At 69.9% G+C, this 19956-nt stretch carries 15 protein-coding genes, 1 tRNA gene and 1 pseudogene; 10 read left to right on the top strand and 7 right to left on the bottom strand.

From position 1 onward, the window contains the following. The first annotated feature begins 306 nt into the window (after nucleotides 1-306). Nucleotides 307-2571, top strand: coding sequence for a (Fe-S)-binding protein (locus tag AB0C66_RS20675; protein WP_362440296.1), 2265 nt, complete (start codon nucleotides 307-309; stop codon nucleotides 2569-2571). Between the two features lie 67 nt (nucleotides 2572-2638). On the opposite strand, the gene AB0C66_RS20680 is transcribed toward AB0C66_RS20675, so the two are convergent. After that, nucleotides 2639-5560, bottom strand: coding sequence for a SpoIIE family protein phosphatase (locus AB0C66_RS20680; RefSeq protein WP_362441081.1), 2922 nt, complete (start codon nucleotides 5558-5560; stop codon nucleotides 2639-2641). Between the two features lie 1537 nt (nucleotides 5561-7097). On the opposite strand from AB0C66_RS20680, the gene AB0C66_RS20685 reads away from it, so the two are divergent. Further along, nucleotides 7098-8627: an FG-GAP repeat protein gene (locus AB0C66_RS20685; protein WP_362440299.1), complete on the top strand. Its 1530-nt coding sequence runs from the start codon at nucleotides 7098-7100 to the stop codon at nucleotides 8625-8627. A gap of 170 nt (nucleotides 8628-8797) precedes the next feature. Then, nucleotides 8798-9772 (top strand): Yip1 family protein, encoded by a 975-nt coding sequence (locus AB0C66_RS20690; RefSeq protein ID WP_362440302.1) that lies wholly within the window; start codon nucleotides 8798-8800, stop codon nucleotides 9770-9772. A 111-nt stretch (nucleotides 9773-9883) separates the two neighbouring features. On the opposite strand, the gene AB0C66_RS20695 is transcribed toward AB0C66_RS20690, so the two are convergent. Both AB0C66_RS20695 and dcd read right to left on the bottom strand, forming a co-directional pair. Next, nucleotides 9884-10393: a phosphoribosyltransferase gene (locus tag AB0C66_RS20695; protein WP_362440305.1), complete on the bottom strand. Its 510-nt coding sequence runs from the start codon at nucleotides 10391-10393 to the stop codon at nucleotides 9884-9886. 5 nt (nucleotides 10394-10398) lie between these two features. Then, the gene (gene dcd, locus AB0C66_RS20700; RefSeq protein WP_362440308.1) at nucleotides 10399-10974 is read right to left on the bottom strand and encodes a dCTP deaminase; all 576 of its coding nucleotides are present in this window, start codon (nucleotides 10972-10974) and stop codon (nucleotides 10399-10401) included. Between the two features lie 564 nt (nucleotides 10975-11538). Between dcd and AB0C66_RS20705 the strand changes: the two genes are divergently transcribed. Then, nucleotides 11539-11612 (top strand) — tRNA-Gly (locus AB0C66_RS20705). 116 nt (nucleotides 11613-11728) lie between these two features. Here AB0C66_RS20705 and AB0C66_RS20710 read toward each other — a convergent pair. After that, nucleotides 11729-12262 (bottom strand): flavoprotein, encoded by a 534-nt coding sequence (locus AB0C66_RS20710; protein WP_362440311.1) that lies wholly within the window; start codon nucleotides 12260-12262, stop codon nucleotides 11729-11731. After that, nucleotides 12259-13533: a helix-turn-helix transcriptional regulator gene (locus AB0C66_RS20715; protein WP_362441084.1), complete on the bottom strand. Its 1275-nt coding sequence runs from the start codon at nucleotides 13531-13533 to the stop codon at nucleotides 12259-12261. Before AB0C66_RS20715 ends, AB0C66_RS20710 begins: the two co-directional genes overlap by 4 nt. A 175-nt stretch (nucleotides 13534-13708) precedes the next feature. On the opposite strand from AB0C66_RS20715, the gene AB0C66_RS20720 reads away from it, so the two are divergent. Next, the gene (locus AB0C66_RS20720) at nucleotides 13709-14152 is read left to right on the top strand and encodes an ATP-binding protein (RefSeq protein ID WP_362440314.1); all 444 of its coding nucleotides are present in this window, start codon (nucleotides 13709-13711) and stop codon (nucleotides 14150-14152) included. A 38-nt stretch (nucleotides 14153-14190) separates the two neighbouring features. Next, nucleotides 14191-14415, top strand: coding sequence for a hypothetical protein (locus tag AB0C66_RS20725; RefSeq protein ID WP_362440317.1), 225 nt, complete (start codon nucleotides 14191-14193; stop codon nucleotides 14413-14415). On the opposite strand, the gene AB0C66_RS20730 is transcribed toward AB0C66_RS20725, so the two are convergent. Both AB0C66_RS20730 and AB0C66_RS20735 read right to left on the bottom strand, forming a co-directional pair. Beyond that, nucleotides 14346-14846 (bottom strand): DUF1707 domain-containing protein, encoded by a 501-nt coding sequence (locus AB0C66_RS20730; protein ID WP_362440320.1) that lies wholly within the window; start codon nucleotides 14844-14846, stop codon nucleotides 14346-14348. The two genes, AB0C66_RS20725 and AB0C66_RS20730, sit on opposite strands and share 70 nt — an antisense overlap. Beyond that, nucleotides 14843-16402, bottom strand: a complete 1560-nt coding sequence (locus AB0C66_RS20735; RefSeq protein WP_362440323.1) for an MFS transporter — start codon at nucleotides 16400-16402, stop codon at nucleotides 14843-14845. Before AB0C66_RS20735 ends, AB0C66_RS20730 begins: the two co-directional genes overlap by 4 nt. Nucleotides 16403-16700: 298 nt before the next feature. Here AB0C66_RS20735 and AB0C66_RS20740 point away from each other — a divergent pair, with 298 nt between their 5' ends. The 4 genes and pseudogenes from AB0C66_RS20740 (at nucleotide 16701) to AB0C66_RS20755 (ending at nucleotide 19833) form a co-directional block, all read left to right on the top strand. Further along, nucleotides 16701-17354: a TetR/AcrR family transcriptional regulator gene (locus AB0C66_RS20740; protein WP_362440326.1), complete on the top strand. Its 654-nt coding sequence runs from the start codon at nucleotides 16701-16703 to the stop codon at nucleotides 17352-17354. Nucleotides 17355-17686: 332 nt separating this feature from the next. After that, nucleotides 17687-17902: pseudogene (locus AB0C66_RS20745) on the top strand (DNA-binding protein); the annotation flags it as partial. A 453-nt stretch (nucleotides 17903-18355) separates the two neighbouring features. Then, complete coding sequence (locus AB0C66_RS20750; protein WP_362440329.1) at nucleotides 18356-19015, top strand: DUF4232 domain-containing protein; 660 nt, start codon at nucleotides 18356-18358, stop codon at nucleotides 19013-19015. A 71-nt stretch (nucleotides 19016-19086) separates the two neighbouring features. After that, entirely contained in the window at nucleotides 19087-19833 is a 747-nt protein-coding gene (locus AB0C66_RS20755; protein WP_362440332.1) for a VCBS repeat-containing protein, read from the top strand. The last annotated feature ends 123 nt before the right edge of the window (nucleotides 19834-19956 follow it).

Below are 19956 nucleotides of genomic sequence, written 5' to 3' on the forward strand. Positions count from 1 at the left end.
AGCGTGCATGATCCGCTCCACCCTGTCAACGTACCTGAGTCAGCACGACTCAACTTTTATATGACCCTTATGAACAAGGGGGCGCACACCAGCGAAAACAAGCCCCGCGGCGGCCCCGGGGCGACCCTGGAGCAGCCCGCGCGGGGGCCGCGAAAGCCCCCGGAAACGGCAGGAGAGGGCACCCTGAGCGACACAGATCACCGGCCGGTCGGCTACATGAGGCAGCTCCCCGGCGGGTAATGTCGGTCCAGACGAATTAAGTTACTGCTTAGTAATCATCGCTCTCGTAGGTTCGAGGAGCTCCCTATGCAACTCGCCGCGATCATCGTGTCGCTGGTCCTCACCGCGGTCGGCGTTGCCCTGCTCGGTCGCGCCGTCGCGCAGTTCGTGCGCTTCTTCAAGCTGGGCGCGCCCGTGCCGGCGGGCACCCGGACCGACAATCCGTACCAGCGCAGTGTGACGCTGGTACGCGAGTTCCTCGCGCATACGCGCATGAACAAGTGGGGCGTCATCGGTGTCGCCCACTGGTTCGTCGCCGTCGGCTTCCTGACGCTGCCGCCGACCATCCTCACCGCCTACGGCCAGCTGTTCCAGGCGGACTTCACCCTGCCGATCATCGGTGGCTTCCTGCCGTACGAGCTCTACATCGAGTTCATCGGCACCATGACCACCCTCGGCATCCTGACCCTGATGGTGATCCGGCTGCTGAACCTGCCCGGCCGGGCCGGGCGCAAGTCGCGGTTCGCGGGATCCACCGCCTGGCAGGCGTACTTCGTCGAGTACGTGATCCTCATCATCGGCCTGGCGATCATGGCGCTGCGCGGCTGTGAGGGCGCGCTGCACCACGTCGACCACTACGAGCCCGCGTACTTCGCCTCGTACCCGCTGGTCACGCTCTTCGACGGGTTCAGCACCGGGACGGTGCAGAACCTGACCTACCTGTTCGCGATGATCAAGCTCGGCACCACGATGATCTGGATGATCACGGTCAGCCTGAACATCGATATGAGCATCGCCTGGCACCGCTTCCTCGCCTTCCCCAACATCTGGTTCAAGCGGAACGCGGAGGGCGAGGTCGCCCTCGGCGCGCTGCTGCCGATGACCAGCGAGGGCAAGCCGATCGACTTCGAGGACCCGGGCGAGGACGACCAGTTCGGCGTCTCCCAGGTCGAGCACTTCTCCTGGAAGGGCATCCTCGACTTCTCCACCTGCACCGAGTGCGGCCGCTGCCAGTCGCAGTGTCCGGCCTGGAACACCGGCAAGCCGCTCTCCCCCAAGCTGCTGATCATGGCGCTGCGCGACCATTCGCACGCCAAGGCCCCGTATCTGCTCGCGGGCGGCGGCAAGACCGCGGAGAGCGAGGAGAAGGGCACCGAGGAGCAGCTGAAGGAGGTGCCCGCGGCCGCCCTCGCGGAGGCCGAGCGCCCGCTGATCGGGACGCTGGAGGAGAACGGCGTCATCGACCCCGATGTGCTGTGGTCCTGCACCACCTGCGGCGCCTGTGTCGAGCAGTGCCCGGTGGACATCGAGCATGTCGACCACATCGTGGACATGCGCCGCTACCAGGTGATGATCGAGTCCAGCTTCCCCAGCGAGGCGGGCACGATGCTCAAGAACCTGGAGAAGAAGGGCAACCCCTGGGGCCTGGCCAAGAAGCAGCGCCTGGCGTGGACCAAGGAAGTCGACTTCGAGATCCCGGTCGTCGGCAAGGACATCGAGGACCTCACCGAGGTCGACTACCTCTACTGGGTCGGCTGCGCCGGCGCCCTGGAGGACCGCGCCAAGAAGACCACCAAGGCCTTCGCGGAGCTGCTGCACATCGCGGGCGTCAAGTTCGCGATCATGGGTGGCGACGAGGCGTGCACCGGTGACTCGGCCCGCCGCCTGGGCAATGAGTTCCTCTTCCAGCAGCTCGGTCAGCAGAACGTCGAGATGCTGAACATGGCGTTCGGCGAGGATGCTGACGAGGGCGTCGTCGTCGAGAAGTCCAAGAAGAAGATCGTCGCGACCTGCCCGCACTGCTTCAACACCATCGCCAACGAATACCCGCAGCTGGGCGGCGAGTTCGAGGTCATCCACCACACCCAGCTGCTCCAGCACCTCATCGACGAGGGCAAGCTGGTCCCGGTCACCCCGGTCGAGGGTCTGATCACCTACCACGACCCCTGCTACCTGGGCCGCCACAACAAGGTCTACACCCCGCCGCGCGAGATCATCGCCAAGGTGCCGGGGCTCCGCAACGAGGAGATGCACCGCCACAAGGAGCGCGGCTTCTGCTGTGGCGCGGGCGGCGCCCGGATGTGGATGGAAGAGCGGATCGGCAAGCGCATCAACAACGAGCGGGTGGACGAGGCGCTGTCGCTCAACCCCGACATCGTCTCCACCGCCTGCCCGTTCTGTCTGGTGATGCTGACGGACTCGGTCAACGGCAAGAAGAACGAGGGCAAGGCCAACGAGGCGCTCCAGGTCGTGGACGTGGCGCAGCTGCTGCTCGACTCGGTGAAGACGCCCGCCGACCCCGAGGGCGACGGCGAGCCGGTCGAGGAGCCGGAGCCCGAGCCGGTGAAGTAAGGCCGCCCGGCCGTGGAGAGGGGCCCGTCCGCGCGATGCGCGGGCGGGCCCCTTCGCCGTGCGGCTCTCAGTGCCGCTTGCCGTTCTTCTGCTGGGGCAGCGCCAGTTCGGCCCAGATGACCTTGCCGTCCGCCGTGTAGCGGGTGCCCCAGCGGTCCGCGAACTGCGAGACCAGGAACAGCCCTCGGCCGCCCTCGTCCGTCGTGGCCGCGTACCGCAGATGCGGTGAGGTGCTGCTGGTGTCCGAGACCTCGCAGATCAGACTGCGGTCGCAGAGCAGCCGCACCCGGATCGGGCCGGTGGCGTAGCGGATCGCGTTGGTGATCAGCTCGCTGAGGATCAGCTCGGTGGTGAACGCGACGTCCCCCAGGTCCCATTCGGCCAGCTTCCGCGCCACCGCCGCCCGGACCTCGGCGACATGCGCCGGATCGGACGGCACCTCGCAGTCGGCGATCCGGCCCTGCTCCAGCACCCGGGTGCGCGCCACGATCAGCGCGATGTCATCGCTGGGGCGGTCCGGCAGCAGCGCGTCCAGCACCGCCGTACAGGACTCCTCCGGGGTCCGGCCCGGATGGGAGAGGGCGTCGCGCAGCAGCTCCAGACCGATGTCGATGTCGCGGTCGCGCTTCTCGATCAACCCGTCGGTGTAGAGCACCAGATGGCTGCCCTCCGGCAGCACCAGCTCGGCGGTCTCGAACGGCAGCCCGCCCAGGCCCAGCGGCGGACCCGCGGGCAGATCGGGGAACTCCACCGAACCGTCCGGACTCACCACCGCGGGCGGCGGATGCCCCGCTCGCGCCATCGTGCAGCGCCGGGTCACCGGGTCGTAGATCGCGTAGAGACAGGTGGCACCGGTGATCACCTCGGTGCCGGCGTCGGTGCTCTCGGCGCCGCCACGCTCGTCCTGGTCGATCCGGGCGATCAGATCGTCCAGATGCGACAGGATCTCGTCCGGCGGCAGATCCAGCGTGGAGAAGTTATGCACCGCCGTACGCAACCGCCCCATCGTCGCCGCCGCGTGCAGACCATGCCCCACCACATCACCCACCACCAGAGCAACCCGCGCCCCCGGCAACGGAATCACATCGAACCAGTCACCCCCCACCCCCGACTCCGCCGGCAGATAGCGGTACGCCACGTCCAGCGCGTCCTGTTCGGGCAGCACCCGGGGCAGCAGACTGCGCTGGAGCGTGACCGCCATGGTGTGCTCACGGGTGTAGCGGCGGGCGTTGTCGATGCTGACGGCGGCGCGGGTGACCAACTCCTCGGCGAGGGAGACATCGTCCTCCTCGAACGGCTCGGGCTTCTCCGCGCGCATGAAGCTGGCCACGCCGAGCACCACGCCCCGGGCCCGCAGCGGGACCGTGATCATCGAGTGGATGCCGAAGTCGACGATCTGCTGGGCGTGTTCGGGATCCTGCGCCTGCCATCCGCCGAAGTCGCCGAGCACCGGCTCGACCGTCACCGCGCCGGTGCGGAACCCCCTGGCCTGGGGGGCGCCGGCGCCGAACTGGATCAGCATGCCGACGGGGCAGAGCGGGACCTCCTCGCGGATGCCGCTGAGCGCCGTACGGCGCAGCGCGGTGGGCCGCCCCTCGGCGTCCGTCCGGGCCGTGCCCGCGGTCGCGGCGTCCGCCGGTAGGAGCTGGTGGGGCAGGACCACGCCCTGGACCACGCCCTGTATCACTCCGGTGCCCCGGGTGGTGCCCGCTGCGTGGGCGGTACCCGGACCGGCGGCCGTTTCCGCACCCGGGATCGTTCCTGCGGCGTGGTGCGTCCCGACCGGCGCACCGCCCATGGGCAGCCCCAGGGCCACGCCCATCGCGGTGCTGGTGCCCGAGCTGGTGCCCATGTCGCCGTCCTGCGGCTCCTCGCCCCGCAGCACCGAGTCCGCCAGATCCACCGAGACATAGTCGGCGAACCGCGCGACCGCGTACTCCGCCAGCTCCTGGGCGGTGCGCACCACGTCCAGCGTGGTGCCGATGGACACACCCGCGTCGTACAGCAGCTTCAGCCGCTTGCGCGCGAGGTCGACCTTGCCGGACAGGGCGCGCAGCTCGGTGGTGTCGCGCAGGGTCGCGACGCTGCCGGGCGGTCCGCCGTTACGGTCCGTGGGGCGGTGGCTGACGGAGAGCAGCCGCTCACCGGCGGTGTGCACCTCGTCGGTGGCCGGGCGGCCGGAGGTCAGCAGCGCGGCCGTGTGCGGGTCGAAGCCCAGCTCGGCGACCGGGCGCCCCTCGGCGTCCGGCGGCAGGTCGAACAGCCGCCGCGCCTCGTCGTTGGCCAGCACCAGACGGCCGTCGCCGCCGACGATCAGCACCCCTTCGCGCACCGCGTGCAGCACCGCGTCATGGTGCTCGTACATCCGCGTCATCTCGGCCGGGTCCAGACCGTGGGTCTGCCGCCGCAACCGCCTGCTGACCAGCGCCGTACCGGCCGTGGCCAGGGCGAGCGCGGCCGCGGCGGCGCCGAAGAGCAGCGGCAGCTGGTGGTCGGCCGCGCCGCTGACCTTCTTGATCGTGATTCCGGCCGAGACCAGACCGACGACCTTGCCCCGCTCGTCGAAGACGGGCACCACGGACCGTACGGAGAGACCGAGGGTGCCGGTGAAGGTCTCGGTGACGTTCCGGCCCTCGCGCGCGGGCGCGATGCTGCCCATGAAGTGCTTCCCGATCCGGTTCGGATTGGGGTGGGTGTAGCGGATGCCGTCGGGCGACATGGCGACGATGAAGTCGACCCCCGAGCCCTTGCGGGCCCGCTCGGCGAGCGGCTGGAGCTCCGCGGTGGGGTCGGCGCTGCGCATCGCGGCGACCATGCCCGGGGCGCTGGCGAAGCTCTCCGCGACCGCCATGGAGCGGTTGCGCGCCTCGCGCTCGCTGTCGTAGCGGGCCTGGAGGACGAGGGCGACCACGGCGGCGACGACGAGCAGCAGCACCACGCCCACCTGGAGGACGAACACCTGGCCCGCGACCGTGCGCACAGCGCCCAGCGGGCCGCGGCGACGCCGTGGCCCTCGGGGGCCGCGCGGCCCGGTGGGAGCGTGCGTCAGCCCGCCTCCCGCCCGCCGCTCGCCCGGATCCCGCGGATCCCGGTCCCGGGGATCCAGCCGATCCAGCTGGTCCCGATGGTTACGGCGCCCGGGCCGGTCACGCTCCGAGCGCGGCCCCTCACGCCGACCTCGTGGGCGCCAGTCGGTCACCGTGCGGGCCAACGGAACCCGTGATCGACCGAAAAGTCCGGCCATGTCGTTATTTCTAACACCCTCATCCCGCGGCGGGCGAGCGGCATCCGCCGCCGCCGGCCGGCCACTCCCGTCCGACATCGCGACTACACCCCGCCCGCGCCCTCCTTCACCGGTTTCGTCACCTCACCGATAACCCGTGCTTCGTGCGATACGCACATGGCTGCCCCCGCTCGCCCGCTTCGAACATGTACCGATCCTGGCCGTGAAGTATCCCTTCTCACAACAACGTTGCGAATCTCTACAGGATCATGCCCCAACCACCCATTGGTAAATGTCCTGGACAGACCTTGTGCTCCAAAGGTCATCTTTACTGCCAAGGGGGCGGATGGGTCCGTGATCCCCCGGAAACGTCACAACTATCACGTTGGTGTGCTGTAGTTGACGGTTCTACCAGCTCTCGATCCGGGCCCCTGGCGGGCCCGGCCGACCCTCGAGCGATCGTCGACCGCAGGGCGATCGACGATCGATCGGGGCGCGGCACGGAGACCGTCCGCCGACCGCGTGCGGGCGGGCCGCGGCAGGTCAGCGGGGGCCTCGCCCGCCCCGCCGCCCGCCCGCGCCCCCACCGCGCGGGCGGCCCCGCCGCCCGGGCCGTGCCCTCGACGGCGCCGCCGCCCCGCCCCCCTTCCCCTTCACGCCCCTCACCCAGCACCCGCACACCCCCGAGCACAACCCTCCGCACCCCCGGTGAGTCCCCCCCCGGGCCCGGAGCCCCGGCCCGGCGCCCACACACCTTTCGCCTGTCATATATCTGCCAATTCCCACGGGGCGCCCGGGCGCGGTGGCCGCTGTCGCGGCCGCACACCTTTGGGACGGGGCTGGGCTGCCCGCCCCGAGGTGCCCCGCGGGGGCGGGCAGGGGCACGCCGCGGCCACCGGCCACTGTGCCTCTGGCGCGTCCGGCCGGCCGCGCCTCCGCGGGGCGTAAACCACTGCGGCCCGGCCCTGGCATGTCCGGCCGGGTTGCCGCGGGGCATCCGCTGCCGCCGTCCCCACCACCCACTCGCCGTCGGCGGACCCCGGCCCGCTTGCGCGGCAAGCCGGACCTGCGGTCATGCCACGCGGAGGCGTGGGCGGTGGTGCGGCGTGGTGTGCCGACGTGCCGGACGCCGGACCGTCCGACGGGGCCGGGGCCCGCTCCAGCGGGGCCCGGCTCCCGGCCACCGCAGGGCCGTCCCGCCGCCCGGCGGACGGCCCGCACACACCGCATTGCCCTCGTAACGGAGTGACCCATCCCATGGGACAGGTGGACAGGCCCCCACCCGATGGGTTGAGGTGGCCGGATGACGCCTGCGCCTCCCCCCACCGCACCGCCGCCCGGACGCGTCCCGGGGTCCGCGTACCGCACCACCGCCAGGACCGCCGCCGGGAGCGCCTGCGCGGCCGCGCTCGCGCTGCTGCTGGCCGCCTGCGGGCTCGGTGGCGGGAACGACGGCGGCGACAAGGGCTCCCCGGCGTCCTCCGACGCCAGGTCCGGGGGCGTCATCACTCCCACCGCCTCCGCGCCCGTCCCCCACGGCAAGGGCAGCCGGCTGCCGGACGACCTCAACGGCGACGGCTATCCGGACCTCCAACTCCCCGTTCCCTCCCGCAAGGAGGGCCTGCCGACCCGCACCGGCTTCGTCTACAGCTCCGCCAAGGGGCTCGACCCCGCCACCCGCACCGTCCTGCGGCGCCAGGACCTCGGTCTGCCCGCCGCCGACGTCACCGTCGCGGGCGCCAGCGAGATCACCACGGCCGATCTCGACGACGACGGCTACGCCGATGTGACGACGACCGCGGGGGAGCGGCTCGGCAAGCGCGAGGCCGAGCGCACCCACACCACCGTCCGTACCGTCCCGTACATCTCCTGGGGCTCGGCGGAGGGCCCGCGCAAGACCCGGGCCGCCGCCCGGATCCAGCTGACCGGCCCCGACGACAGCGTGGACACCCAGCGCCCGACCGTGGGGGACTTCGACGGCGACGGCCACCACGACCTGGCGCTGATCCGCGCCGACCGCCGCTCGCTGCTGGTGATGTACGGCCCGTTCAGCAGGGCGGGCAAGGCCGCCAGGACCGTGCCGTACGCCAGCCCCCTCGGCGCCCACGGTGCGCGCGACGAGATCGGCGACCTCATCGCCGACAAGATCGACGGCGACCGTCCCACCGATCTGGTGGTGCACGCGCTCAACGACGAGGAGCAGTCCGGCTCGACCCTGATGGCCGCGGGCCCGGACGGCCTCCGCCCCACCGGCCGCAAACTGCGCGAGGGCAACTCCGTGGCCTTCGGCGACTTCGACGGTGACGGCAAGCGCGATGTCGCGGTCGGCGACAGCGGAACCCGTAACGACGAGCCCGGCTACGAGACCGAGAGGCCGGACATCGGCGAGACGGTCAGCGTCTATCCGCACGCGTCGAGCCGGACCGGGGACCCCACCCCGCACCCGATCAAGGTGCCGAAGATGTCCGGTGTCCTGGCGGCGGCCGACACCAACGGTAACCACACCGACGAACTGGCCGTCTCGCTCGGCGCGGGCGGCGTCGAGTTGCTGACCCTGCGCCATGGCTCCGCGGGCACGGTCGCCGACCGCCGCCTCCTGACCCGGGCCGTCCCGGCGCTGCTGGACGGCAAGAAGGTCCGCAAGGGCGAACGGGCGGGCCGCCTCTACCGCGTCGCCGACTTCGACCACGACGGAAAGGACGAGGTGGTCCTCGCCTGGGGCCGTGGCCTCACCTTCTCGCGGTACGGCGAGCACCCCGAGCGCTGGTGGATCACGGACGGCCGCAAGGACCTGACGGCGTTCACCAGCGACCCGTACGCCGACGACGACTGACAGCCCACTGGCAGCCGCCCTGACAGCCGTCCCCCGGGGTGGTGCCAACTCCACCGTTCCCCGGGGGGACAACCCCTCCGGGCCCCCCTAAGGGATGTCACAGGTCGGCCGCAAAGCCCCGCCCGTCCCACCGCTCAGCCATCGCGCCCCGTACGACCGGGTACGTTCGAATGGTGGCTGGATTCAGGATCGGACGCGGACGGGACTCCCACTCCGCGCGACAAGGGCAGCAGCAGCGACCGCCGCAGCCGCCGCCGTACGGTCAGCAGGACCCGTACGGCCAGCGGCAGCCGCAGTGGCAGCAGCCCCCTTCACAGGGAGAGCCGGAGTACTTCGGCGGCGACCAGGACCCGTACTACGGCCCCGGCCCCGGACTCGGGCCGGGCCACGACCCCGGAGGCTACGGCCAGGGGCAGGGCCATCCGGGACAGGGCCAGGGGCCTTACGGCCCCGCACAGGGCTCCGGCTCCGGCGCGTACTCCGACAACAACGCGGGCCATACACAGGCGTTCAGCATCGGCGAGGCGCCGGACGCCTATGACCCGTACGACGACGGATACGCCCACACCTACCGCGCCGGCTCCTCCACCGCGCCGCCCGCGGGCCCCCGGCTGCACTGGAAGCAGCTGCTGAGCGGCATCGCCCTGCGCCCGGCGGCCACCTTCTACCAGATGCGTGACTACACGGTCTGGGGCCCGGCGCTCGTCGTGACCTTCGTCTACGGCCTGCTGGCGGTGTTCGGATTCGGCGCGGCCCGCGACGACGTCCTCAACGCCCCGATGTCCAACAGCATCCCGTGGGTGCTGTGCACGGGCGTCGCGATGGTGCTCAGCGGTCTGGTGCTGGGCGCGGTCACCCACACGCTCGCCCGGCAGCTGGGCGGCGACGGCTCATGGGCGCCCACCGTCGGTCTGTCGATGCTGATCATGTCGATGACGGACGCGCCGCGGCTGCTGTTCGCGCTCTTCCTGGGCGGTGACAGCTCGCTGGTGAAGGTGCTCGGCTGGGCCACCTGGCTGGCCGCGGGCGCGCTCTTCACCTCGATGGTGAGCAAGTCGCACGACCTGCCGTGGCCGAAGGCGCTGGGGGCGTCGGCGATCCAGCTGATCGCGCTGCTGAGCCTGCTGAAGCTGGGCACGCTGTAACCGTCGGCGGCACAAGGCGAGGGGCCCGCGCCAGCGGGCCCCAACGAGTTTGCCCGCCGCCCGCCTTCCGCCCCGTTCAGGCGTCTTTCAGGCGTCTTCCGGCCGGCCTGTTCAGGCGTCGAGCACCTGCCCGGCCCGCCGGACGACCGGCGGCTCCACGCTCCACGGGAAGTTGATCCACTCGTCGGTGCGCTTCCAGACGTACTCGCACTTCACCAGCGACTGCGACTTCTCGTAGATCACCGCGCTGCGCACCTCCGCGACCGTGCCCAGGCAGAAGTCGCGCACCAGCTTCAGCGTCTTGCCGGTGTCCGCGACATCGTCCGCGATCAGCACCTTCTTGTCGGAGAAGTCGATCACGTTGGGCACCGGGGCGAGCATCACCGGCATCTCGAGCGTGGTCCCGACCCCGGTGTAGAACTCCACATTGACCAGGTGGATGTTCTTGCAGTCCAGCGCGTACGCCAGACCGCCCGCGACGAAGACGCCGCCACGGGCTATGGAGAGCACGACGTCCGGCTCATAGCCGTCGTCCGCGATCGTCTGCGCCAGCTCGCGGACGGCGACGCCGAACCGCTCGTAGCTGAGGTTCTCCCGCTTCTCGGTCCCGCTCTCGCTCACGGCGGTCACACCTTCGTCCGGTGGAAGTTCTGGAACGACCGCGAGGGCGTCGGCCCGCGCTGCCCCTGATAGCGGGAGCCGTAGTGCGCCGAGCCGTAGGGGTGCTCGGCGGGCGAGGTCAGCCGGAACATACACAGCTGCCCGATCTTCATCCCCGGCCACAGCTTGATCGGCAGCGTCGCGACATTCGACAGTTCGAGCGTCACATGCCCCGAGAAGCCCGGGTCGATGAATCCGGCCGTGGAGTGCGTCAGCAGCCCCAGCCGCCCCAGACTCGATTTTCCCTCCAGCCGGGAGGCGATGTCATCCGGAAGGCTGATCACCTCGAGCGTCGAGGCCAGCACGAACTCCCCGGGGTGCAGGATGAAAGCGTCGTCCCCCTCGGGCTCCACCAGCCGTGTCAGATCGGGCTGCTCCACCGCCGGGTCGATATGCGGATAGCGGTGGTTCTCGAACACCCGGAAGAACCGGTCCAGCCTGACGTCAATGCTCGATGGCTGCACCATCGTGGGGTCATACGGATCGATCCGCACCCGTCCGGCGTCGATCTCGGCCCGGATGTCCTTGTCTGAGAGAAGCACGCAATGAGGATACGCAAACGGAGTGCCCCTCTACGGACAGCCCCCACGCAGCCATCCGCGCGGCCGTCCGCGCGGCCTCCGCGCTGGACCAGGCACGACGAAGGGCCCGGCCCCAGCGGACCGGACCCTCGCCCCTGATCTTCTCGGCTACCTCGGTTACCGCTTCTGGTGCCCCACGGGCACCGCATGCCGCAGCCGCGCGCAACGCGGACACCGCAGCAACCGCCCGGGACCGATCCGGTCGGCGGTGAGATGCTGCATCGGGAACGAGGCGGTACTGAACACGTGCCCTTCAGCACAACGGACGACGGTGCGCTCCATCGAGTCCCTTCCCCAAGAACGTGGTCGACGTGGACGACAAAAGCCACATTAGGGGATCAACCGCACGCCGCTCCAGGCGGCACTCCGCGCCCCCACCGTACGCCCCAACTCCCGCACCCCAACAGCCGCTTCTCCCCCACCCAAACCACCCCGAGCAGCAAGAAGACCCCACGACAAATGCGCCGGGGGTCAGCCATGGGGTACAGTGAGCGACGATGCGGCGCCAGCCAATCGGGCGCCCTCGCGGGTGTAGTTTAATGGTAGAACATGAGCTTCCCAAGCTCAGAGCGCGGGTTCGATTCCCGTCACCCGCTCCATACGAAAGCCCCTGGCCAGCGGCCCGGGGCTTTGTTGTTGTCTAGACCTCTCTATGCCTCCCGTGCCCGTTGCGTGCCCGATGACCGACGCTCAGGCCAACGGTCGGCTCGACTCCTCAGCGCATCTTTCCCATGAGCAACTCCACCGCCCGCTCCCAACGGAAATCGTCCCGCCCTCCGCCCGCCTTCGGGCGATGCGGCTCGTAGTCGCCGAACAGCACACCCATCCCTCGCAGGCGCTCCAGGCTCTGCTGGTAAGCGGGATGCGCGGCCTGGGCTGCGTTCAGGTACGGCAGGACGGCCGTCGGGACGCCCAGGCCGTACGCCTCGTTCAGGATCCCCAGGGCCAGGGTGTCCGAAATCCCGGCAGCCCACTTGTTGATGGTGTTGAAGGTGGCCGGGGCTACGGCGATGGCGTCGGGGGGCGGAAGCGGCCGGGGATCTCCGGGGGACCGCCAGGCGGAGCGGATCGGATAGCCGGTCTGGGCCTCGACTGCCCGTGTGTCGATGAAGCCCAGGCCCTGCGGGGTGGCGATCACCCCGACGTCGCAGTCCTTCTCGTGCGCCACGGTGATCAGCCTGCCGATGTCGTCGGCGATCCCGGCCGCGCAGACGACGACATACAGAAACGGCCTCTTCGGCTCTCTCACGCGGGAACTCCCAGTTGTCTGCTGAAGTGATGAAGCTCGGGCAACGCCCCGCGGCGGTCGCGAGCGGTCATGTCGGCGACCAGCTCACGTACGGCGGGTCGCCGGATGTCCTGGGCCGCGCAACTCTCGGCGATCCGCAGAGCCCGGTAGCCGTCGGCGAGCCTGCCTTGTTGACTGCACGCACGGGCGGTCTCGACCCACAGGGCCGCGCGCCGTTCGGGGACGGGGATCGGCCGACGCATAAGCGGTCGGGCGGTCTCCAGGGCAGTGCCCGAGTCGCCGAGCGCGACAGCAGCGCTGACAACGTGCAGCTCGACGTTGGTGGGGCTGAAGTTGGCCCAGGCGTCGGGGCGGTCAAGTGCCACGTATCGCGCGACATCCTTCGCCTCGCTGAGAAAGTCCTGCGCGGCCTCGCGGTCTCCGGCGGTACTCGCCGCCGTGACGCCGCGCAGAAGCATCAGGCCGAGGGCCGCGAGGTATCCCGCAGGCTGACGATCATAGGCTCCGGTGAGCTGATCCGCGGTGTGACGCACCAGCGTTACGGCTTGCGCGGTGTGCCTTTCGCGCGCGAGGACATGCGCGTGCACCCGGATGCTGGATGCCAGGATGACAGGGTCGCCGCACCGTTCAGCTTCTGCCATGGCCCGGCCGACGGCCATCCACGCGTGGCCTACGTCGCTGAGCTTGAGCAGCAGACTCGCTGCCGTCTGGTAGGCGGTGGCCAGCAGGCCGGTGACCGCTGGGACATGGGAGGAGCCGGTGGCCGCCCACCTCAGGTCGGCGATCAGCGGGGGCAGTGCCAACCTCAGTTCGGCGTAGTCGCACGTACAGAACAGTCGGCGGACGGCGGCGACTCGAGCGCACAGTTCCTGGACACCCACTTCATCGGCCGTGAGGACAGGAGGCGGCCCGGGCAGCAGAGCATGGACGAGACTCTGATGGGCAGCCGTGCTGGGTGTCGGCGGCACCGCGAGGGAACTGACGCTGGCGGCGAGAAACGTACGGCGGTGCATGTCCTCTGTCTCACGGTCCGGGGCATGAGGAGCCGGGGCGGCGGCGAGGCCGAACTCGTGCAACGGGATGTCCAATACCGTCGCCACTTCGCGCAGTACGCGGGCGTCTTCCGTGCCCCGTCCGTTCTCCAATCGGCTCACCTTCGACTGGTGATAGCCGAGGTCTGCGGCAACCTGTGCTTGCGAGCGTCTCCGCGCCAGTCGGGCTTGGCGGATGACCCGGCCGAGTCGTCTCGCCTGTTCCTGCCCATCGGTCATCTCTGCCACAGCCCCCTCCTGCCGCCCCGATACTGCCTCTTCAACCGAGCGTAGGCGGGCCGAGTTTCGCCTTGATGCGGGTTCTGCATAAACCATGCCCGGGCGGCACGAGCGCATCCCGCCGAGCGCCTCGGAACGGTTACGTGGGGGCGGCCCACTCGTTCCGGAGGCGCTCATGGAAACCCGCCAGTTCAGCTTTGTCCTCCCTGGCACACCAAGTGCCGTCGCGGACGCGCGACATCGCGTCCTCGCGCAGTTACAGGGATGGGGGCTTCGGCCTGGCAGCGGCGTACTCGACTCGATCGAACTGGCAACCAGCGAGCTGGTCACCAATGCCGTGCAGCACGCGGGCTCGGGCGGCGAACCCGTTGCGGTGGATGTATGCCTCTGCAACGGCCTCGTACGGATCGCTGTGTGCGACACCAACCGTGATCTTCCACGACTGCGCCTTCCGGGCTCGATGGACGAGCACGGCCGAGGCTTCATCATCGTGGCGGCGATGGCCGCTCGATTCGACTTCGAGCCGACGCCCACGGGTAAGCGGTGCTGGGCCGAGTTCGAGGTTCCCATGACATCGGCCGACACCCAACTGCCAGCTTTGCAGAAGGCGGACCAGTGACGCCACGGCCGGACCAGCTCCACCGAGAAGAGATCACCGTGGCGATGAACTGGGTGATCCGCACGTGCCAGGACATCGTCCGCGAGTGCAGCCACAAGACGTTCTGGGTCCCCAGCGGAACAGCCACCGGCACCTCGCCGACCACAGACCACCTGATCAAGTCGGCCCGCACGGACGTGCTCAACAAGCTCCGTCACCAGATCGACGGCGTTGAGCGCATCATCACCATCGCCGAGCACGAACGCGCCAAGCGCAAGAGGTGAGTTACAACCTTCTCCACGTGTTCAAGGCGCCGCGCAAGCGCGGCGCGCGCGGCCCGGCGGCGCGGGCCGCCGCTCCTGTCTCCGCCCCGCTCCGGCCCGACCGCCGGACCGCGCGCCACCAGCAGGCACCTTGCCTGGGGAGAAGGGGTACGTCGTGGCTGGGGGTCGGCTCCACGGCTCTCCGTTTCCGCCCGGCGTCGCCGGTGGTGCCTGGCGCTGGGGGTACGGGCCGTCGGCGCAGGTTCGACGTGATGGACGGGCAGTCCGTCCAACACGTCGCGCAGTTCGGCGACCGTACCGGCGGCGAAGACCGCTGCTAGCCGGTCGTCGAAGTTGTCCTTGGACAAGGTGCCGAGGGAGTAGTGGTCGGAGAGAACTGCTGCCGCCGCGTCTCGCTCGGGATCCATGACCGGCCGGTCGATCTCGGTCATCGGTGTGCACCTCCCATCTGCGCGGGGGATGCCTTTGTCCCGTTGCCCTCCGGTACACCGTGTGAGACGGAAGGCGGTTCGGTGTATGCAGCGGCGTCCGGGCCGTCCAGCGCGTGCTGCCCGGTCATGGCCTGTCCCTGTTGCGCTCCCTCACCCCCGGCTTCCTCGTGCCGTGGGTGGAGTGGAAGCAGGAAGGCGACCAGGGCGACCAGCACAAGGCCACCCGCCACCGCCCAGAGTGACCGTTCCATCGCCTCGGTGTAGGCGGTAGCCTGGTGGCCGCTGGCGGACCCCTGGGCGGCGTCGAAGAACAGGGTTCCCAGCAGGGCCACGCCCAGGGTGGCGCCCAGCTGCTGGTTGGCGTTGAGGACGCCGGAGGCCGAGCCGGTCTCGTGGTCCTCGACACTCGCCAGAGCGATGTCGAAGAACGGGGTCACGAGCAGGCCCATACCGACGCCGGTCACCAGCAGGGACGGGACAAGAGCCCACCCGCCGACATCCCCGCCCGTGTGGTGCAGCGTCAGCGAGGCCGCGGCGACGCCCGCCGCCATGACCACCGCGCCCGCGTGCAGCACCGTGCGTCCGAAGCGCGGCACCAGTGCGGCTCCGGCCGCGACCGCGCCGACGGCGACGCCGAGGGCGATGGGGGCGATCTGCAGGCCAGTGCGGATGGCAGACCAGCCGAGTCCGATCTGGAGGTAGAGACCGAAGACCAGCAGCAACCCGTTCATGGCGGCGAAGAAGACCACGCCGACCACCAGGCTGCCGCTGAAGGCACGCTTGGCCAGCACGCTGGGCACCACCAGTGGGGAGCCGCCGGACCGTGTCACGAACTTCTCCCACCGCCGGAAGACGGCGAGTACGGGCAGGGCGGCGGCCATGGAAACGAAGGTCCAGGCGGGCCACCCCAGTTCGCGGCCCTGGACCAGCGGGTAGATCAGCAGAAGGGCCGCAGCTGACATCAGCAGCATGCCCATGAGGTCGAGCCGGGTGCGCTGCTCGCAGCGGGACTCGGGCACGTACCGCAGGGTGCCCCAGATGGCGACGATGCCCAGCGGCACATTGATGAAGAAGACCGCGCGCCATCCGCTGCCCGCGAGGTTGGCCTCGATCAGACCGCCCGCCAGGATCGGGCCGCCGACCGAGGCCAGCGCCATCACCGGGCCGAAGGCGCCGAACGCCTTGCCGCGCTCGCCGGGTTCGAAGACTGAGACCACCACCGAGTAGGTCTGCGGGATGGTGAGCGCGGCGAACAGGCCCTGCAGCGCGCGGACGGCGATCAGTACGCCGATGGACGGGGCGAGCGCGCATAAGGCGGACGCGGCGGTGAAGCCCGCCAGGCCGATCAGCAGCATGCGCCGGCGGCCCGCGATGTCACCGAGCCTGCCACCAGTGATCAGACCGACGGCGAACGCCAGCGTGTAGGCGGCGGCGACCCACTGCAGGGCCGCCGAATCGCCGCCCAGGTCTGCGCGGATGGAGGGCGCGGCCACTCCGATGACGGTGGAGTCGAGCAGGTCCATGGTCTCGGCCAGTAGCACGACGGCGAGAGCCACCCAGCGCCATCGATACGGCGCCCCGATGGCTGGGCCCGGGGGACGCGGCTGCGGGGTTGCTTCCATCCTGGGTTCCTCCCTACGAATGATGTTCGTTAAATCGATCGCTATTCTTTCGAGGGTACCGAGTTCGCGTCAACTACGCTGTTCGCACCCCCCGATCGACTCAGGACGGCAATTCATGGCGAGAACTTCACGAACGCGGACCGGGGCCACTGTCGACCCCGCGTCAGCCAAGGGCGGCGCGAAGGTGCCGGACCTTCCCACGCCACCGTGGCGGCGCCGACGAGCCCGACCCGTGCGGCAGCCGCTGAGCCAAGCGTCGATCGTGGAGGCGGCGTTGCGCGTTCTGGACGCCGGCGGGCTCGATGCGGTGAGCATGCGGAGGGTGGCCGACGAACTGGACACCGGGCCCGCCTCGCTGTACGTCCATGTGTCGGGCAAGGAGGAGCTGCTGGAACTGGTCCTCGACCACGTGCTCGGCGCGGTGGACATCCCGCAGCCGGACCCCGAGCGCTGGCAGGTTCAGGTCAAGGAAGTGGCCCTGAGGTTCCGCGAGGTCCTGGCGGCCCACGCCGATCTGGGACGGGCCATACTCGCGGCGATCCCCACCGGCCCCAACGCGCTGCTCATTAGCGAAGGGCTGCTGGCCATCATGCGGAGCGGCGGAGTCTCCGAACAGGGGTGTGCCTGGGTGCTGGACGTACTCCAGCTCTACATCTCCGCTGACGTCTACGAGACGGCGCTGTACCTGTCGCGGGCCGAGGAGGGTGAGGATCCGTCCGCGATGGCGCAGGCGTACCTCAAGGAGGTCATCAGCGCGCTGCCGAAGGACCAGTTCCCCACCTTGATCGCCTTGACGCCGCACATGGTGGGCGGCGACCGCGAGGCCCGCTTCGAGTTCGGCCTCGACATCTTCGTGCGGGGCTTGGCGGGGATGCAGCAGTCCTGAGGCGAAACTGCGCCGGGCGGCGTCGGTCGGACACCGCCCGGCGCCTGGCCAGATCAGCCGGTGCGGACGCAGAACTCCACGCCGTCGCCCCCGCACCGCGAATACGGCAGGGGTTGCGCCGGATCAGGTCGTCCCCAACGGCCGTCTCCTGTCCGGCTATGTAGCTCAAGCCGTGGCCCGCCAGATCCGGCACCAGCTCCTCGGCGACGATCTGCGGCGCCATCAGGAGGAGCAAGGCGCCTTCACGGACGAAGAGCTGGCCGAACCCGCGCCAAGATCTTCGGCACTTCCGACCGTGCCGACCATACGGACGCCGCGTGAGCACACACCCCCTTTCACGGGTCAAGGTCGAACCCGTCACGGAACAGGCGGCCAAGGCTGCCGCCGAACTACTCAAGTCAGCAGGACTGCACGGGCACAAATACGCGATCGACGCCACCGTCGCAGAGGCAGCACTACGCCAGCCGGGACCAGTCGCCGTACTCACCTCCGACACCGACGACATGACCAAGCTCTGCAATGACCGCGTGCGGCTGATCGCCCTATGAAGTGCGGGACTCTGAGGACAGACAGATGCGCGGCGGCCGACGCACCAGATCCGCACCAGATAGAGCGGTAAGCAGCGGGCAGTGAGGGTGCTGCGGCTGGTACACCAGCCTGCTGTCGGCATTCGTTTGCGATGGTCAGCGGGGTGATCCGTATCGACATCCCCGTGACTCCCAAGCTCGGAGCGCGGGTTCGAATTGCGTCACCCGCTCCGTGCAGAGGCCCTGGGAGCGGTCCTGGGGCGTTGTTGTGTCTGCCTCTGCACGCCTCCCGTGCCCGATGGGCTCTCGGGCGCCTCGTGTCGGGGCCGTACCCGAGCGTCGGTGGGGGTGGGCGCGTCAGTGCTCTGTTAGTGGGGCGCTAATGGGACGGTAGTGGGCGCGGGCAGGGTGAGTTGTACACCGAGCGAACGTCGCCGGGAGCACTACTCCACTGATGCCGAAGAAGGACCTGCCATGCTTTTCAGCCGCCCCCGAGTCCGTATGTTCGCCGGTGCCGGTCTGCTGGTGACGGCCGCGATGCTGACCACCGCCTGCCAGTCGTCGGGTGACACGGGTGCGCGGTCCGGTGAGTCGTCCGCCTCCGCCAAGGCCGGGACCGCGGCCAAGGCCGCGGGCGGGAAGGGCGGCGCCGCCGGGGCATCCGAGGCGAGGGCCGGTGAGGGCTCCGGTGCCGACATCGGCAACGGTGAGCGGGGCGCGGTCGGGCAGGCGTGCGGGGCCGACGACATCTCCTGGAGCACCAGGGACGAGTCGCAGGCCGGGGGTTACATCCTGATCATGGCGAAGGCCAAGCCGGGGATCACCTGTGATCTGCCCGCCGAGCTTCCGACGGTGGCCTTCGGGTCGGACGGTACGGAGGCGGGTCCCGCGGAGCAGTCCGTGGGAGAGCCGATCACGCTGGGCGAGGGAACGACCGCCTACGCCGGTGTGAACCCCAAGACCACCAATGACGACGGTGGCAAGGAACTCGACAGCGTCATCGTCGGCGTCGGCGATGAGGACCCCAACCCGGTCTCGCTGCCGGTCGGCGACATCACCGTCGACGAACCCGTCGTCACCAACTGGCACACCTCCGCGGCGGATGCCGTTCCGTTCGGCGGAACGGACCAGTAATTCACCGGATGCGCTCGCGGTACGTCGCCACCACCATCTCACCTCGCAACAACGACAAGAGGAGTTCGTCAATGCTTCGCAAACGGTTACGTCTGATCGCCGTGCCGATCTCGGCTGTCGCCCTGACACTGACGATCGCCGGTTACCAGGCGAGTGCGGCCGGGTCGTCGCACTCGGGCGGCGCTGAGCGGTCCGGCAAGGTCGCCAAGGCGACGGGCCCGTGTCTGGCCGGTGCCACGACACTGGTCGGCGATCTCGACGGCGACGGCAACCCGGACAAGATCGCGAATCCTGGGCACACCGGAACCAAGATGACCATCCAGTGGGGGGCCGCGGACGGTTCGTTCGGCGCCAAGCAGGCCGTCAGCAAGCTTGTCGGGGCGAAGGCGGGGGAGGTCGCGTCCGCCGCGGTCGCCGACTTCCAGAACGACGGCACCTTGGACATGGTCGTCAACATCGTCGAACCGGCCGACGGGGACGACGCCTCGACGGCACGCGTCGCGGAATACCGCCCCGGCCCGCTCACGCGGTCGGACCTGAGCTCCGCCGACGCCCGCCACTCCGACATCGGCGACCACGGTGAGGTCCAGCAGCTTCGGATCGCCAACTACGGCGACGACCCGTACCCGGACCTCGCGATCCTCAACAACCCCGGTGACGGGCAGCTGGACCGGGATGTGCGGCTGTCGACCGCGGGCAGCGGCCCGGGGGACTACGACTACGCGACGCAGCGGAAGTACGGGGAGTTCGGCAGCACGGCCGAGCCGCCGGCCATGCCCGGTGGCGGTTGGACCCCCTTCTACAAGCCCTGCTCCTGACCTGACCTCGGCCTGGCGGCGCCGGTGCCCTCCGGAGGGCACCGCAAACCCCAAGGGTTGGGCGAATAAATCAGGCCCAGTTAGGGGGGGGAATGGGGGGGGGGGGGGCTGGGGGGGAGGGAC

Origin of the sequence: Streptomyces sp. NPDC048636 (genome assembly GCF_040650655.1) — a bacterium.
Classification (GTDB): Bacteria; Actinomycetota; Actinomycetes; order Streptomycetales; family Streptomycetaceae; genus Streptomyces.

Excerpts from the sequence above, each read along its gene's own strand:
- AB0C66_RS20690 (WP_362440302.1), top strand. The coding sequence starts at position 8,798 with ATGGTGGCTGGATTCAGGATCGGACGCGGACGGGACTCCCACTCCGCG.
- AB0C66_RS20685 (WP_362440299.1), top strand. The coding sequence starts at position 7,098 with ATGACGCCTGCGCCTCCCCCCACCGCACCGCCGCCCGGACGCGTCCCG.
- AB0C66_RS20755 (WP_362440332.1), top strand. The coding sequence starts at position 19,087 with ATGCTTCGCAAACGGTTACGTCTGATCGCCGTGCCGATCTCGGCTGTC.
- AB0C66_RS20750 (WP_362440329.1), top strand. The coding sequence starts at position 18,356 with ATGCTTTTCAGCCGCCCCCGAGTCCGTATGTTCGCCGGTGCCGGTCTG.
- AB0C66_RS20730 (WP_362440320.1), bottom strand. The coding sequence starts at position 14,846 with ATGACCGAGATCGACCGGCCGGTCATGGATCCCGAGCGAGACGCGGCG.
- AB0C66_RS20720 (WP_362440314.1), top strand. The coding sequence starts at position 13,709 with ATGGAAACCCGCCAGTTCAGCTTTGTCCTCCCTGGCACACCAAGTGCC.
- AB0C66_RS20715 (WP_362441084.1), bottom strand. The coding sequence starts at position 13,533 with ATGACCGATGGGCAGGAACAGGCGAGACGACTCGGCCGGGTCATCCGC.
- AB0C66_RS20675 (WP_362440296.1), top strand. The coding sequence starts at position 307 with ATGCAACTCGCCGCGATCATCGTGTCGCTGGTCCTCACCGCGGTCGGC.